This window comes from Mesorhizobium sp. USDA 4775, from assembly GCF_054062655.1.
This window is the reverse complement of sequence record NZ_JBSSFM010000001.1, coordinates 2,852,916-2,867,811: the sequence shown is the minus strand read 5'-3', so window position 1 is coordinate 2,867,811 and position 14,896 is coordinate 2,852,916. Positions and strand designations below refer to the sequence as shown.

The window sequence follows — 14,896 nt, the reverse complement described above, 5'->3', positions numbered from 1 at the left end:
AACGCTCAATTTAAGTTGAGCCAGCCGATCACTTTATGTTTCGCGGGGCCGCCCAGCGGGACTATAAGGGCGCAAACGCGCCCGACGAAGCCCGGATTTCCGGCATCTTGTGAAGATACGCCGGAAATCGGAGGTAACAGACTGCGACACCCAGGCAATTGGCAGCTGTGGCTGTCCGGCTTTCTCGGCAAGCGCAACTCTGGTACCAGCGGCCGTTGTTATTTGGCCAGACCGCCCGGTCAAAAATCGTTTTTGAGGCTGACATGCAGTTCATCGATCTTGGCGCACAGCGCGAACGCATCCGCGACCGGCTGAAGGCCGCGATCGACCATGTCGTCGAGGACGGCCGTTACATCCTGGGCCCGCAGGTCGCGGAGTTCGAGAAGAAGCTTGCTGCCTATATCGGCACCAAACATGTCGTGGCCTGCGCCAACGGCACCGATGCGCTGCTGCTGCCGCTGTTTGCCGCCGGGATCGGCCCGGGCGATGCCGTGTTCGTGCCGAGCTTCACTTTCGCCGCCACCGCCGAAGTGGTGGCACTGGCCAAGGCGGAACCTGTCTTCGTCGATGTCGATCCGGTGACCTACAACATCGACATCGCCAGCCTCGAGGCGGCCATCGCCATGATCAAGAAGGAAGGCCGGCTGAAGCCGAAGGCGATTATCCCGGTCGACCTGTTCGGCCTCGCCGCCGATTACGATGCGATCATGGCGATCGCCAACCGCGAAGGGCTGTTGGTGATCGAGGACGCCGCCCAGTCGATGGGTGGGTCGCTTGACGGCAAGATGTGCGGTGCGTTCGGCCATGTCGGCTCGACCAGCTTCTATCCCGCCAAGCCGCTTGGCTGCTATGGCGATGGCGGCGCGATGTTCACCAACGACGACGAGATGGCCGACAAGCTGCGTTCCTTTGCCTTCCACGGCAAGGGCGAGACGCAGTACGACAACATCCGCGTCGGCATCAATTCGCGGCTCGACACGCTGCAGGCGGCGATCCTCATCGAAAAGCTCGCCATTCTCGAAGACGAGATGGTGGCGCGCCAGGTGGTGGCAAACCGCTATGCCGAAGGGCTGGGCGACATGGTCACCGCAGCCCGCAACCTCGATGGCAGCCGTTCGGCCTGGGCGCAGTACGCCATCGAGACGCCCAAGCGCGACGGCCTGAAGGCGCATCTGAGCGAAAAGGGCATTCCGTCCGTCATCTACTACGTCAAGCCGCTGCATGCGCAGGTCGCCTATAGCGACTACCCACGTACGCCGACCGGTCTTGCCGTCTCGGAGGAGCTGCCGAAGCGCATCCTGTGCCTGCCGATGCACCCCTATCTCAGCGAAGCCGACCAGGACCTGATCATCGAGACGATCCGCAACTATATCGGCTCGAACTCGGCGCAGGCCGCAGCCGAGTAGTAGGCAGCGACTCTCAGGCGGGGCTCGCCCCTGCCCTGCCGCTGGCGATGAAATGCGGATTGGCGAAATCCTCGTCGTCGGCCTGGTCGCGTTTGCCGTAAGCCAAGGGCTTGCCGTCCAGCGTGCGTGTCGTACCGCCAGCCGCGCGCAGCACCGCGTCGCCCGCCGCGGTGTCCCATTCCATGGTGCGTCCAAAGCGCGGATAGACATCCGCCTCGGCGCTGGCAAGAAGGCAGAATTTCAAGGACGACCCAACGGAAACGATCTCGGCGGCGCCGAGGTCGCGAATATAGGCTTCGGTTTCCGGCGTGTTGTGGGAGCGGCTGGCAACCACGGCCAGCGGTGACGCGGCCGCCCTCACCGAAATCGGCCGGCGGCCGATGATCTGATAGTCGTCATCGATTTCCAGGGCTTCCGCGCTGCCCGGCCGTCCCGAAAAGAAGCGGCCGGTGCAAGGCGCGAAGACGACGCCGACTTCCGGCACGCCATGGCGGACAAGCGCGATGTTGACGGTGAAGTCGGTGCGGCGATTGACGAATTCCTTGGTGCCGTCGAGCGGGTCAATAAGGAAAAAGGCCTCGCCGAGATCGGTCGGCATGATTCCAGCCGCCGCTTCCTCTTCGGCCACGCAGGGAATGTCGGGAAATGCCGCGCGCAGGCCGGAGAGGATGATCTTCTCGCTCTCGCGGTCCGCCTCAGTCACCGGCGAGGCGTCCGATTTCCGGTCGACGGCGCAGCCGGCGTGGAAGACGCGCATCACCTCACGTCCAGCCGCCAGGGCCAGCCGCTCGAAGATGTCGAGCATCGACCTATCGTCAGATACCGCCGCCACTTTCATATTGGTCTTCGGCAATGTCGCGCTCATTCAGCCAATGTTCCAGGGCATCTACCATCTCTTCCGCCGATTTGCCGAGCGTCTTCAGATGGATCTCCGGGTTTTCCGGTGCTTCGTAAGGTGAATCCACGCCGGTGAAATTCTTGATCTCGCCATTCAGCGCGCGCGCATAAAGCCCCTTCGGATCACGCCTGGCGCATTCCTCGAAGGGCGTGTCGACAAACACCTCGATGAACTCGCCATCGGCCATCAATTCGCGCGCCACGCGCCGTTCGGCGCTGAACGGCGAAATGAACGAGACAATGACGATCAACCCGGCATCGGCCATCAGCTTGGCCACTTCAGCGACCCGGCGGATGTTCTCGACGCGGTCGGCATCGGTGAAGCCGAGATCGCGGTTGAGACCGTGACGGACATTGTCGCCGTCCAGAATATAGGTGTGCCGGCCGGTGGCGAACAGCTTCTTCTCGAACAGGTTGGCGATGGTCGACTTGCCGGAGCCGGAAAGCCCGGTGAACCAGAACACGGCAGGGCGCTGGTTCTTCATGTCGGCGCGCACGCGCTTGCCGACATCGAGCGATTGCCAGTGGATGTTCTCGGCACGACGCAGCGAGTGCACGATCATGCCCGCGCCGACGGTGGCGTTCGAGATGCGGTCGATCAGGATGAAGGCGCCTGTGGTCCGGTTCTCGGCGAAGGGATCGAAGGCGATCGGCGCCCGTGTCGAGATGTTGCAGATGCCGACTTCGTTCATTTCAAGCGACTTGGCCGCCTCATGGGCGAAGTCGTTGACGTTGATGCGGTATTTCAGGTCGGTGACGGTGGCGCTGGTCTGGTCGGTTTCGGTGCGCAGGATGTAGGAGCGGCCCGGCAGCAGCGCATGCTCATCAAACCAGACGATGTTGGCTGCGAACTGATCGGCGACCTGCGGCCTGGCGGCCGGCGAAACCAGCATATTGCCTCTGGAGACCTCCACCTCGTCGTCGAGAACAAGCGTGATGGCCTGGCCGGCCACCGCCTGTTTGAGATCGCCGCCATGAGCGACAATGCGTTTGACATGCGAGGACTTGCCGGATTTGGCGACGACGACCTCGTCGCCTTGTACGATGGCGCCGGACGCGATCGTGCCGGCAAAGCCGCGGAAATCGAGATTTGGGCGATTGACGTACTGCACCGGAAAACGGAACGGCTGCTCGGCGGCAGCCTCTTCGACCGAAACGCTCTCGAGGTGCTCGATCAGCGTCGGGCCGGAATACCACTGCATGTTGTCGGAGCGGCCGCTGACATTGTCGCCGTAGCGGGCCGACATCGGGATCGGCACGATGGTCTGGAAGCCGAGATCGCGCGAGAATTGGCCGTAGTCTTTGACGATCCGGTCGAAGACCGCCTGGTCGAAATCGACGAGATCGATCTTGTTGACGGCCAGCACGATGTGGCGGATGCCGAGCAGCGAGGCGATGATCGAATGACGCCTCGTCTGGCGCAGCACCCCTTGCCTCGCATCGATCAGCACGATCGCCAGATCGGCGGTCGAGGCGCCTGTCGCCATGTTGCGCGTGTATTGTTCATGGCCGGGCGTGTCGGCGACGATGAACTTGCGCTTCGGCGTGGCGAAGAAGCGGTAGGCGACATCGATGGTGATGCCTTGCTCGCGCTCGGCCTCGAGACCATCGACCAGCAGCGCGAAATCGATGTCATCGCCGGTGGTGCCGTGCTTGCGCGAATCGCGTTCGAGCGCGGCAAGCTGATCCTCGAAAATCTGCTTGGTGTCGGACAAAAGGCGGCCGATCAGCGTCGACTTGCCGTCGTCGACCGAACCGCAGGTCAGGAAGCGCAGCAGCGACTTCTTTTCCTGCGCGGCCAGGTAGTCGCGGATGCTGTCGGTGGGGGCGAGGCTTTTTGCCATGATGTGACGCATGGTCAGAAATACCCCTCGCGCTTCTTCTTTTCCATCGAGCCGGCTTCGTCACGGTCGATCAGGCGGCCCTGCCGCTCGGATGTGCGCGCGGTCAGCATCTCGCCGACGATGGCTTCGAGCGTGTCGGCATCGGATTCGATGGCGCCGGTGAGCGGATAGCAGCCCAAAGTGCGGAACCGCACCAGGCGGTTCTCCACTGTCTCGCCGGGGCGCAGTTTCATGCGGTCGTCGTCCTTGAGGATCAGCATCCCGTCACGCTCCACCACCGGCCGTTCCTTGGCGAAATAGAGCGGCACGATCGGAATGTTCTCCTGCAGGATGTACTGCCAGATATCGAGCTCGGTCCAGTTCGACAGCGGGAAAACGCGGATCGATTCACCCGATGCGATGCGGGTGTTGAAGATCTTCCACATTTCGGGACGCTGGTTCTTCGGATCCCAGACATGTTGGGCATTGCGGAACGAGAATATGCGCTCCTTGGCGCGCGACTTCTCCTCGTCGCGGCGGGCGCCGCCAAAGGCGGCATCGAAACCGTATTTGTCGAGCGCCTGGCGCAGCGCCACCGTCTTCATCACGTGGGTGTGGGTGTTCGAGCCGTGGTCGAACGGATTGATGTTGTCGCGCACACCGTCTTCATTAACATGCACCAAAAGGTCGAAGCCGTGTTTTTGCGCCATCTGATCGCGGAAAGCGATCATCTCGCGGAACTTCCAGGGGGGGGTGGGAGAAGGGGGAGGGAGCAGGGGGGGGGGGAGTGTTGGTGATGGGGGGGGGAGGTCGTGTCGACATGAAGAAACGGGAAAGGCGGCTTGGCGGGATAGAACGCCTTCATTGCCAGATGCATCAGCACGGATGAATCCTTGCCGACCGAATAGAGCATGACCGGCTTGGCAAAGGCGGCCGCAACCTCTCGGAAAATGTGGATGGACTCGGCTTCAAGCCGCTGCAGATGCGTAAGCGCTGTTATCATAGACTGTGAGCGTTCTCTCGTGCCTTGCGACAGAAGTCCTTGCGTCAAATCATCGAGCTTTTGTGCCCGGTTCAAGCGTCGCTTCTGGACAAAGTGTTTCGTGCGGGCGTTCTAGCAGATCGGCGCACGGCAAAACAATGCAAGACGAGCCCGGCAGCAGTCAGTTCGGGAATGATTTTTCCATGCTTTCGCCAAAACCCGGAAATTTCTGTTCGCAATGCCTGCAGCCGGGAAAAGGCCGGGAAAAAATTGCTCGGCAGACCATGACGACAGACGCTGCTTGAGCCCATTCCCAATCGTCGGGCACCGGCCGCCGATTTTAGGTGACGACAAGCTCCACCGCACTATCGAAAAGACAGCCCAGCCGCTATACAACCTCCGGAAGCGGGCAAGATGCGTCATCAGGCATGGGCAAATTTCAACGCGAGCACATTCGGTTCCGCCGAACAGGATGTGCCGCATAGAGCTACTCGAGAATAGCGGGCCCGAAAACTTGACCGGTCTTTCGTCTGCAAGACAGCAACTCACGCCTTCGCGGATCAATATCTACTTCTCCATTCTTTGCTTCTTTTTTCCACCGGTTTTGGGATCGGTGGTCAGCTTCGTGTTCAATGGCGGCGCTCTGTGGTCCGTCCTGTTGCTCGCTCTCAGGAAAAGGCGCTTCAATATCGACCCGGCGATGATGGCGATGACGATCGCGATCTATGCCTATTGCGCGGCCAATCTGGTGGCGTCCATCGTCAACCACGCGATCGCCAGGGATGCATTGCACCTGATCCCGCTTGTCACCTTCCTGTTTTTCCCCATCTCCTATTCGACCTGGAGCATTACGCAGAAGACAACGCTTGTCCGTATCATCGTGCTGAGCAGCATGGCGGCCTGTTTTGTCGCGCTGCTTCTGGCGGTCTTCCAACAACATTGGCTTGGTATCCGCGCCGAGGGTGGGGCCGGGAATGCAATTGTGTTCGCGGAGGTCCTCTGCCTTGCCGTGGTGGTCTGCGTGGCAGGCGCTCTGTCGGATACAGAGAGACACAGGATCGCCCTCATTTGTGCGGCACTTGGCGGGACGATCGCCATCATCTACTCCGGCACCCGAATTGTCTGGCTGGCACTGCTGATTGCCGGTATCGCCGTTCTGCTGATCAACCAGCATAGGCTCAAGGGAAGGAACGCCATTCGCCTGCTGGTGCTGTTGCTGGCGGCCGGCGCCGTGATCGCTGCTGTCGGCTTCCAGACCATATCCGGGCGTGTCGACTTTCTGCGTTCCGACTTGGACGCGCTCGCCCTCAAGGGTGACCACACGACGGCTATAGGATTGCGATTGGCCGTGTGGGACATTGGTCTGAAAGCGTTTCGTGAGATGCCGCTGTTCGGACATGGAGTAGGTGCCACCCAGGCCTTGATAAAACAGGGCTTCCACGATCAGTTCGGGATGGATGCAGGCTTCAATCATTTCCACAACGGCTTCCTGACAGCCCTGGTGCAGGCAGGACTTCTGGGCGCCTTGACGCTGGCGGCGATCTTCGTCGTTGCCGCCAGGAATGCAGCCGTGGTTTTGCGAAATAGCACCGACCCGATCGAGCGTTTTGGCGCTACGATGATCGTCATCGTGGTGATCACCTATCTCACGTCCGGGATGACAGGCATCCTGATTGGCCACGACATTCTGGACTCGGTGCTGATGGTCTTCCTGGTGTCGGGAACGTATCTCGCCTCGGGCCGTCAGGCTCCGTTGCCGCAAGACCAGGCGTTTCCGCCCGAGACGGAAGAGCGCGTGCTTCCGCCGGTGACGGAAGACGCCCTTCTTCCAGGGATGGAACATCGGGCGCTTCGCTTCACTCAATAGCCGTTCGGGGCAAGACCAATGAAAGTCCTGGTCACAGGCGCGACAGGCTTCATCGGTCGTCAGGTGGTGCATCGGCTTCGCGAGGCGGGCACCGAGCTCCGCCTCGCGTCCCGCTACCCGGAGAGGCTTGGTCCGGGACATGATGCCATGCAGATGCCCGATGTCGATGCGCCGGCGGCTGCCTTCCTGGCGCTTGCCAGGGGGGTTACCGATGTCGTTCATTGCGCGGGTCTGAACAATGATGAGGGCAACGCCACCGAAACCGATTTTCGGGCGGCCAATGCGGAATTGAGCGCAAGGCTGGCGCAGGCTGTGGCCGAACAGGCAAGTGGACGGTTCATCCTGCTCTCCTCGATCCGGGCCGTGATCGGCGCGCGCGTCAGCGCAACGATCGACGAGGACACGATTCCCCATCCGCAATGCGCCTATGGGCGCTCGAAGCGCGAAGCAGAGATCGGGGTGCTGGACGCCTATGCGTCGTATGGCCGTTCCGACGCCACCGTATTGCGACTGCCCCCAGTCTACGGGGCCGGCATGAAAGGAAACTTGGCGGCGCTGATGCGCCTGGCCGATACGGGCCTGCCGCTGCCGAGAGGTGCCCTGACGGGAACCCGCTCGCTGCTGTCATCGCAATCGACGGCAGGCGCGGTATGGCATCTTCTCAGCCTTTCGGGGCGGCTGCGATCGATCTATGTCGCCAGCGATGTGCCGCCGGTTTCGATCGCCGACATTGTCGGCGCCTTTCGCGACGGTTTCGGACGGCCGAGGCGCCTTGTGGCCATGCACGCCAAGCCGTTGCGTGCAGCCGCGATCCTCTTGGGCAAGCGGGCGTCCTGGGACAGCCTGACCGCGACACAGATATGCGACCCTTCCCTGCTCGTATCCGAAGGCTGGCTGCCGGAAACCGGGACGCTGGAGCGGCTGGCCGAAATAGCGCGGCTCGGAGACGCTCAATCGCCCCCGTGGCGATAGAGCGTTCCAAATAGGATGCGAAGGTCGAGCGAGAACGACACCGTCCTGAGATAGGCGGCATCCGTTTCGGCCAGAAGCTGCGGGTTGGACATGTCGATGCCCCTGATCTGGGCCATGCCGGTAATGCCCGGTCGTGCCGCCAAAACCCCCAGCTGCCGGCGGCGCTCGATCAGTTCCGTCTGTGTCGGCAGGCAAGGGCGCGGCCCGACCAGGCTCATCTCGCCCCGAAGAACATTCCAGAATTGCGGCAGCTCATCGAGCTTGAACTTCCGCAAGGTCCTTCCGACCGCGGTCACGGCATTTGCTGGCGCCTCGTGCGAGGGCAAGGACGGCGTTCCCTGATACATCGTCCGCAATTTGTGGCAGCGAAACAACACACCATCGCGGCCGACCCGCGTCTGTGAAAAAATCACCGGACCGGGCGACGATGCCCGCACCGCAAGCATGCAGAGCAATAGAACAGGGGATGTCACCAACAACAGCAAGACTGCCGCGACGAGATCGAAGGCGCGCTTCAGTCCCTTCACGGCCATCCCCTGATCACTAGAGCCATTTTAGGAAGAGTGTGAAACGGTTTCCCCAGCAAAAGCCAGAAGCGCTTTCCCGGCGGAAATTGCTCCGACACCGCCGGCCGCGGAATCGATATCCAGGCAAAATCCCGCCATTCAACCGTCAGCTGCAACGTATCTAACCTGCTTGCCCGACCGTTCTCGGACCAGTTTCCTGCCGCGTGTCGGGCGCTGGCGTCTCCGGCAGATGGAGTTGCGCCAACACGGCAAGGGCGGAAGCCTTGTCCTGGCTCTTCATTGCCGCCTGCAACGCGGCCAGCGAGGCCTGAACCCTAGGCCACGCCACCACATCGGTCCTGAGACCGAAGATCTTGGCGATGTCGAGCGTGATGATCTCTTCATTGGCGCCCTGGAGCGTCTCATGCAGCTTCTCGCCGGGTCTGATACCGGTGAAGCGGATCGGGATATCCGCATAGGGCGTCTTGCCGGCCATGCGGATCATGGTTTCCGCGACTTCGAGAATCGGCACGGGTTTGCCCATGTCCAGCATATAGATGGCATAGTCGTCCTTGCCGTTACGCGACTGGGCGTCGGCGGCCGCCATGATGACGAGGTCGACGGCTTCCGCCACCGTCATGAAATAACGGGTCATGCGTCGATCGGTAATCGTGACCGGGCCGCCGGCTTCGATCTGTGCCTGGAAGATGGTCGCCACCGAACCATTGGAGCCAAACACGTTGCCGAACCGCACGGCTATGAATTTGGTTCCGGAACGGCGCCCGTCCGGCGCGATTGCGTGGCTTTCGTGCAAGGAACTGACGAGTTGCTCGGCGGCTCTCTTTGTGATGCCAAGCACCGAGGTCGGATCCACGGCCTTGTCGCTCGATATGAGCAGGAACTGCGGAACACCGCATTTGGCGGCAACCTCAGCGCAGACAAGCGTACCGAAAACATTGGTCTGGATAGCTGATTCCCAGTTCTCCTCGAGCAGCGGAACGTGCTTCAGAGCCGCGGCATGAAAGATGATGTCCGGTTTGAATTCCGTGACGACACGCGTCATCTGACGCCGGTCCGCGACATCGACAATGCGCACCTTCAGGCGATCATGGTCCTTTTCGTCGACATACTGGCTCAACTGGAAGATGCCGAACTCGGAATTGTCGGCGACCAGCACCGCCCCTGCTCCCAGCTCCAGCGACCGCTTGACCAGCGTGCGGCCGATAGATCCGGCGCCTCCCGTCACCAGGACGCGCTTGCCGTCGACGAAGGCACCAATACGCGCGATATCGGACGGCACGGTCGGGCGGCGCAGGATCGTTTCCATCTCGACTTCGTCGAGAACGATCTTTCCCTCCTGCCCAAGCTGCGAAAGGCTCGAGAACTGCAAGACGGTTATGCCGCCATGCCGGGCGACACGCACAAGCTCGGAATATTCCTCGATCTCATGCTCGACACCGCTGCCGAAAATAAGCAGGTCGATGCTCCTGGTGCCGGCGGCGTAGTCCTCCAGGACATCGATCAGGCGTGGCCGGGACGCCACCACGGGAACACCTTGAATCCGTGTACCCAACGGTGCGCCACGCTCGGTCGCCATGATGCCGGCAATGGAATAATCGGTCGGCTCTGCCGTGCGCGTGAAGCGAATGATCAGGTCGGCCTCACCAAGCCGACCGACGAACAGCGCCCGCCTGGCCTGCACTTTGTCGACCCTGTGGGTAAGGATGCCCCAACTCGCGCCGTCGCGAAGAAATCGGTAGAACAGCCGCGGCGCCGATATGATGGTAAAGGAAACGAGGAAAAAGACGATGAATTGGCGTTCGTTGAGGCCAGCCACGGGCTGGATGAAACGAAACATCAACGAAAGAGCATAGAGCACGACCGTCAGAATCGCACAGCTCTTCAGAATGTTGAAAAAGTCCGGAGTCGAGGCAAAGCGCCAGATCGTGGTGTAGAGACCACAATATCTGAACAGCAGGTGACTGATGAGAACGATCCCGAGCCAGGTGACCAGGCCTTGGTAGGAGAATGCATCGAACGAAAGGTCTGACCGGGAGAGGACGAGACTAAGCGCCACCGCAACCAGGACCATGAGCAGGTCCTGGACCATGATGATGACGCGCCGTATCTTCGGTCGAAATCCGAACACGGCTTCTGCATAGGAAGTCATTGGCGAGTATTGAACTCCAGGCGTGAGAACTTCAACACTAATGCGGCGTCAGATCGAATACCATCCGTCACCGGCCACCTGTTCTCAGCGTCAAATCCTCGGCCCCCGCCGTCGCTACCGCATAGCGTGGACGTGAGGTCATCGCCAGAGATTTCTTCACAGACGGTTCGATCGGGATCAAGTGTCGACCAGGATATCGCGCAACCGGCGGGGAGGTTTAAGGTTCACGCTGTTGCCAGGAGCAGGTCAGGCGATGCGATTGGCTGCCGTCTGACGCACTTTCTACAGCGCTGCCGTTGCCCGTTCGTTCATCGCGACGCACTATTTTTCAAGCTCTCGAGGAAACCTCGGGTGGGCGGCAAAGCGCTTTTCGGTTAACAGGGGAACCTACCTCAATATGACAACCTTCCCTCTCATCAGCCAAAGCGAAGTGATGAAATTTGGATCGAGTGGCCTCAGAGGCCTGGCTTCGGAACTGGTCGGGAACCCAAGTGGGCTTTATACTGAGGCTTTCGCCTGGCGCCTGGCTGCCGGCGGGATTCAGCCAAATGCCATGGTGCTGGTGGGCCGTGACTTACGCGACAGCAGCCCCACCATTGCCGCCAACTGCATGGCGGCCCTGGCGGCAAGCGGGCTTCAACCGATCGATTGCGGCGCTATTCCAACACCGGCTTTGGCGCTGTACGGCCAGCAGCATGGCGCAGCGGCACTTATGGTGACGGGTTCGCATATTCCCGCTGACCGCAACGGTATCAAATTTTACGGCCCGCACGGCGAGATCAGCAAGGCCGATGAAGCCGCCATGGCACAATACGCCGCCGGAAGATCGGGAGCCTATCGCCCTCCGCCTCCGCCAGGAACGGCCTTGCCGACACGCCATGATCAGGCGATCGCCGCCTATCGCGCGCGCGCCGAGATCATATTGGAGCCCAGCTCCCTTTCCGGCATGAGGGTCGGCGTTTATCAGCACAGCTCGGTGGCGGCGGATCTGCTGGTCGAGATTCTCCAATCCCTTGGCGCTCATGTGACGCCTGTCGGGAAATCCGGGACCTTCGTGCCCGTTGACACCGAAGCCGTCAGCCCGACCACACTTGCCAAATTCAAGCGTTGGGCTGGGGAATTCGACCTCGATGCCATCGTGTCGACAGATGCCGATGCCGATCGTCCGCTTATCGCCGACGAAAATGGCGATCTCTTTCGCGGCGACCTGATCGGCCTCGCCACGGCCTTGTTCTTGCGGGCAGACGTCGTCGTAACGCCGGTGACCTCCAATTCGGGCATTTCGAAAGCTTTCGGTTTCGAGGTCGTGAGAACGAAGGTCGGATCTCCCTTTGTTATCGAAGGGATGGAAGCATCATACCATGCCGGTCGCATCGTCGTCGGCTTCGAGGCCAATGGCGGCGTTCTCCTGGGATCGGATTGTTCCCTGCGCGGAAAGACACTGACGGCATTACCGACACGGGATTCCCTACTCCCGATCCTCGCCGTCCTGGGTCTGGTTGCATCGACAGGAAAAACGCTGTCGCAGCTGCGCGAGGTTTGGAAGCTTCCGGTTTGCGCAAGCGAGCGACTTGAAAACTTCCCGGTGGAAAGCTCGCACAGCTTGATGCGCCGCCTTGCGGATCGGGATGCATTGCAGCAATTCCTGGCGCCTTTCGGGACCGTTGCCGAAGTCGACGAGACCGACGGCTTAAGGATGCGAATGCAGACTGGTGAGATCATCCATTTGCGGCCCTCCGGCAACGCACCAGAACTTCGCTGCTATTCGGAGGCTGCAAACCCGGACAGAGCGGCGGCGATCGTGGCATTGACGCTTGAGAGGGCGCGGGCGATCACGTCCACGGATTAAACCGCGGGCGTCTCATGAAGATGGTTCTCGCACTGGCGCAAGCCCCTTCCGACGGCGGTCACTGCATTCGCTGGCCTCATGCGAGAACAGCTCGGCGTTCCTCGACGTATCGCCCTCAACTTGTAACAGCGAAGAAACGCTCGGGCCAATAGAGCACGAGGTCACCGCTCGACCACGCGCCTTGAAGCGATCCGATTTCAGATGCGACCCAGGACGAATGCGAGATAAAGCCCTAGGGTCCCGGCAAGAGTCTGCCGGTAGACACCGCTTGCGGGCAGAGTGCGCAAACGCTGGAAAAGACTGCCCTTCCGACCGCTTGCGAACAGGTCGAGGCACGCCGCGGCATCCGGCGTAAGGAGGTCGCGATTGACCGCCAGACCGGCAAGGTTGAGATCGGTCCAGTCGGCAAACTCGCCCTTGAACAGGCGCCCAAGCCGCGAGACCCTTGCCCGCCACGACACGTTGGCGCCGACAAGGTTCGCCGCGTGCTGCCGGTAGTGCACCAGGGGCCGCGGGTCGTAGTGGACAACGCCGCCGGCACCGCTGACAACCAGATAGGCCCACCAGTCGTGGCTGACGAAGCCCGTGCGTGCCGAAGCCCTTGCCAACAGATCGCGTGCCGTGCGGTTGAGCAGGATGGTGTTGCCGCCGGCGATGCTTTGCACGAGCGCGTTGCGGAACGATGGCGGCCGCCGAAACAATGGCGACTGGCCGACAAGGCTTCCCGTTTCGGTCATGGTCGCGGTTCGCGAGCAGAACATCAACGGCATTTCCGCGCCGAACGCCTGCATCCATTGGATGGCACTTTCCAGCCTGTCCGGCTCCCAGACATCGTCCTGATCGCTGAAGGCATAGAAGTCGGCATCGATACGCCGGTCGAGTATCATCGAGCGGAAATTGGCGGCGAACCCTCGGTGCGGCCCCTCCACCAACGTCACTCGACCCTTTGTCCAGCGGGACTTCCAGGCTTCGATGATGGGAACCGTGCCGTCGACGGAGCCATCGTCGGAGATCCAGAGGTCGATGAGCGGATGCGACTGTGCGAGCAGGGATTGCAACTGCTCATCAATGAACGCCGCGCCGTCTTTCGTGCCCATCAGCACCGCTATGCGCAGATCTGCCCTATCCACGAATGTCGAACACCTTACTTGAGTTCTTCATGAAGGCGAGGTGCATCCGTGGCCGAAGTCCGAATACAGATTCCAGCTTCATCGGATGGCACCAGGCTCCAGGCTCGTGGACGTGAACACCAGCAAAGTGCGAACACGAAAATCGCTCATGGCCGTTCAGTTTTCTCAAAGCGCGATTTCCGGCCCGTCGCTTTGTATCGCATACTGTGGGCTGGAAGTCATAGCCAGAGGTTTTTTCGGCAAGAGCGGACGGTCAATGGACAAGCGTGGTGCATCATTCTTGGGTGATTGCCGCGAGCCTGATATTAGTCTCAGCTAACAAAGAAACCGCACGGTATCAGCACGTGCCCAGTTTTGCCGCAGTTGACTCTGCTCTTGACCTCGTTACGACGCAATGCGTTGCCATATGCCCGTCGAAATGGCTATTAGAGATGGGTGTGGTGGTTCGCGATGGCCAGCGAAGGACAATGCGCCAGAACAACGGATTGCGATATTCCCAGCTATGATTGCGGCACTAAACGGCGCTTTTGACGACATCTCAAAAGCCATGAGATTACACCGAGTCTGGATCGCGCTTGCCCATGAGGACATCGGCGACCAGCACAGACGCACGACGCTCGGCCCGCTTTGGATGCTGGTCAACTATTTCGCTTTCGTCGGCACATTTGCCTTTGTTTTCGTGACCAAGGACGCAAGCAACCCAAGCTATATAGCCTATGTGGCCATCGGCATGCTGGTGTGGTTCTATCTTACCGAGACCATCACCATGAGCGTGTCTCTCTTCCAACGCGAAGCGAGCTTCATTCAGGGCACGACGCTGCCGTTGTTCGTGTATGTGATGCGCTTGACGATGCAATGCATTATTCGAGCTGGTTATTCGCTGGCGGGTTGCGTTCTCATTCTGCTTTTGAGCGGTTACGGAATCAACACAAACTGGCTGCTGTCCTTGGTGGGATTGTTGCTCCTCATCCTGGCAACCCCTGCATTTGTGGTGGTTTTTGCGTTCCTGGGCGCATTCTTTCCCGATAGCGAATTCATCGTTGGCAACCTGATGCGGGTGGGCATGTTCTTCACGCCTGTCTTCTGGGTCTATAGTGGGCAAGAGGGCGTTCAAGAATATGCCTATCACTGGAACCCGTTCACCTATTTCCTGGAGGGCGTGCGCGAGCCGATCACGGCGGGCATATTTCCGGGGCATTCCTTGGCGGTGACAGGTTATTTCTGCCTCGGCCTCTGGGCTATTGCGCTGCTGCTGCTGGGCCTTTATCGCAAGCGCATCGTTTTCCTGATCTGA

The 14,896-nt window shown here is 60.5% G+C and carries 10 protein-coding genes and 1 pseudogene; 5 read left to right on the top strand and 6 right to left on the bottom strand.

Going from position 1 to position 14,896, the window contains the following annotated elements; genetic code table 11:
• Positions 1 to 263: 263 nt before the first annotated feature.
• Positions 264 to 1,406: a DegT/DnrJ/EryC1/StrS family aminotransferase gene (locus ACVILI_RS13695; RefSeq protein ID WP_038645486.1), complete on the top strand. Its 1,143-nt coding sequence runs from the start codon at positions 264 to 266 to the stop codon at positions 1,404 to 1,406.
• A gap of 13 nt (positions 1,407 to 1,419) precedes the next feature.
• On the opposite strand, the gene cysQ is transcribed toward ACVILI_RS13695, so the two are convergent.
• The 3 genes and pseudogenes from cysQ to cysD all read right to left on the bottom strand — a co-directional run bounded on the left by cysQ (position 1,420) and on the right by cysD (position 5,129).
• Positions 1,420 to 2,211, bottom strand: coding sequence for a 3'(2'),5'-bisphosphate nucleotidase CysQ (cysQ, locus tag ACVILI_RS13690; protein ID WP_019857049.1), 792 nt, complete (start codon positions 2,209 to 2,211; stop codon positions 1,420 to 1,422).
• Positions 2,212 to 2,221: 10 nt separating this feature from the next.
• Positions 2,222 to 4,159: a sulfate adenylyltransferase subunit CysN gene (cysN, locus tag ACVILI_RS13685; protein WP_019857048.1), complete on the bottom strand. Its 1,938-nt coding sequence runs from the start codon at positions 4,157 to 4,159 to the stop codon at positions 2,222 to 2,224.
• A gap of 2 nt (positions 4,160 to 4,161) precedes the next feature.
• Positions 4,162 to 5,129: pseudogene (gene cysD, locus ACVILI_RS13680) on the bottom strand (sulfate adenylyltransferase subunit CysD).
• 592 nt (positions 5,130 to 5,721) lie between these two features.
• Between cysD and ACVILI_RS13675 the strand changes: the two are divergent.
• On the top strand, positions 5,722 to 6,975 hold the full coding sequence (locus ACVILI_RS13675) for an O-antigen ligase family protein (protein WP_457102741.1): 1,254 nt from the start codon (positions 5,722 to 5,724) through the stop codon (positions 6,973 to 6,975).
• An 18-nt stretch (positions 6,976 to 6,993) separates the two neighbouring features.
• Positions 6,994 to 7,947 (top strand): NAD-dependent epimerase/dehydratase family protein, encoded by a 954-nt coding sequence (locus ACVILI_RS13670; RefSeq protein ID WP_038645482.1) that lies wholly within the window; start codon positions 6,994 to 6,996, stop codon positions 7,945 to 7,947.
• On the opposite strand, the gene ACVILI_RS13665 is transcribed toward ACVILI_RS13670, so the two are convergent.
• Together ACVILI_RS13665 and ACVILI_RS13660 are read right to left on the bottom strand one after the other, a co-directional pair.
• On the bottom strand, positions 7,926 to 8,480 hold the full coding sequence (locus tag ACVILI_RS13665; RefSeq protein ID WP_171880397.1) for a sugar transferase: 555 nt from the start codon (positions 8,478 to 8,480) through the stop codon (positions 7,926 to 7,928). The two genes, ACVILI_RS13670 and ACVILI_RS13665, sit on opposite strands and share 22 nt — an antisense overlap.
• 154 nt (positions 8,481 to 8,634) lie before the next feature.
• Positions 8,635 to 10,623, bottom strand: a complete 1,989-nt coding sequence (locus ACVILI_RS13660) for a nucleoside-diphosphate sugar epimerase/dehydratase (protein ID WP_019857043.1) — start codon at positions 10,621 to 10,623, stop codon at positions 8,635 to 8,637.
• A 397-nt stretch (positions 10,624 to 11,020) separates the two neighbouring features.
• On the opposite strand from ACVILI_RS13660, the gene ACVILI_RS13655 reads away from it, so the two are divergent.
• Positions 11,021 to 12,472 carry a phosphomannomutase gene (locus tag ACVILI_RS13655; protein ID WP_148307352.1) on the top strand — a complete coding sequence of 484 codons (1,452 nt, stop codon included), beginning with the start codon at positions 11,021 to 11,023 and terminating at the stop codon, positions 12,470 to 12,472.
• Between the two features lie 197 nt (positions 12,473 to 12,669).
• Here ACVILI_RS13655 and ACVILI_RS13650 read toward each other — a convergent pair whose 3' ends face one another.
• The gene (locus tag ACVILI_RS13650) at positions 12,670 to 13,602 is read right to left on the bottom strand and encodes a glycosyltransferase family 2 protein (protein ID WP_038645480.1); all 933 of its coding nucleotides are present in this window, start codon (positions 13,600 to 13,602) and stop codon (positions 12,670 to 12,672) included.
• Between the two features lie 502 nt (positions 13,603 to 14,104).
• Between ACVILI_RS13650 and ACVILI_RS13645 the strand changes: the two genes are divergently transcribed.
• The gene (locus ACVILI_RS13645) at positions 14,105 to 14,896 is read left to right on the top strand and encodes an ABC transporter permease (protein WP_019857040.1); all 792 of its coding nucleotides are present in this window, start codon (positions 14,105 to 14,107) and stop codon (positions 14,894 to 14,896) included.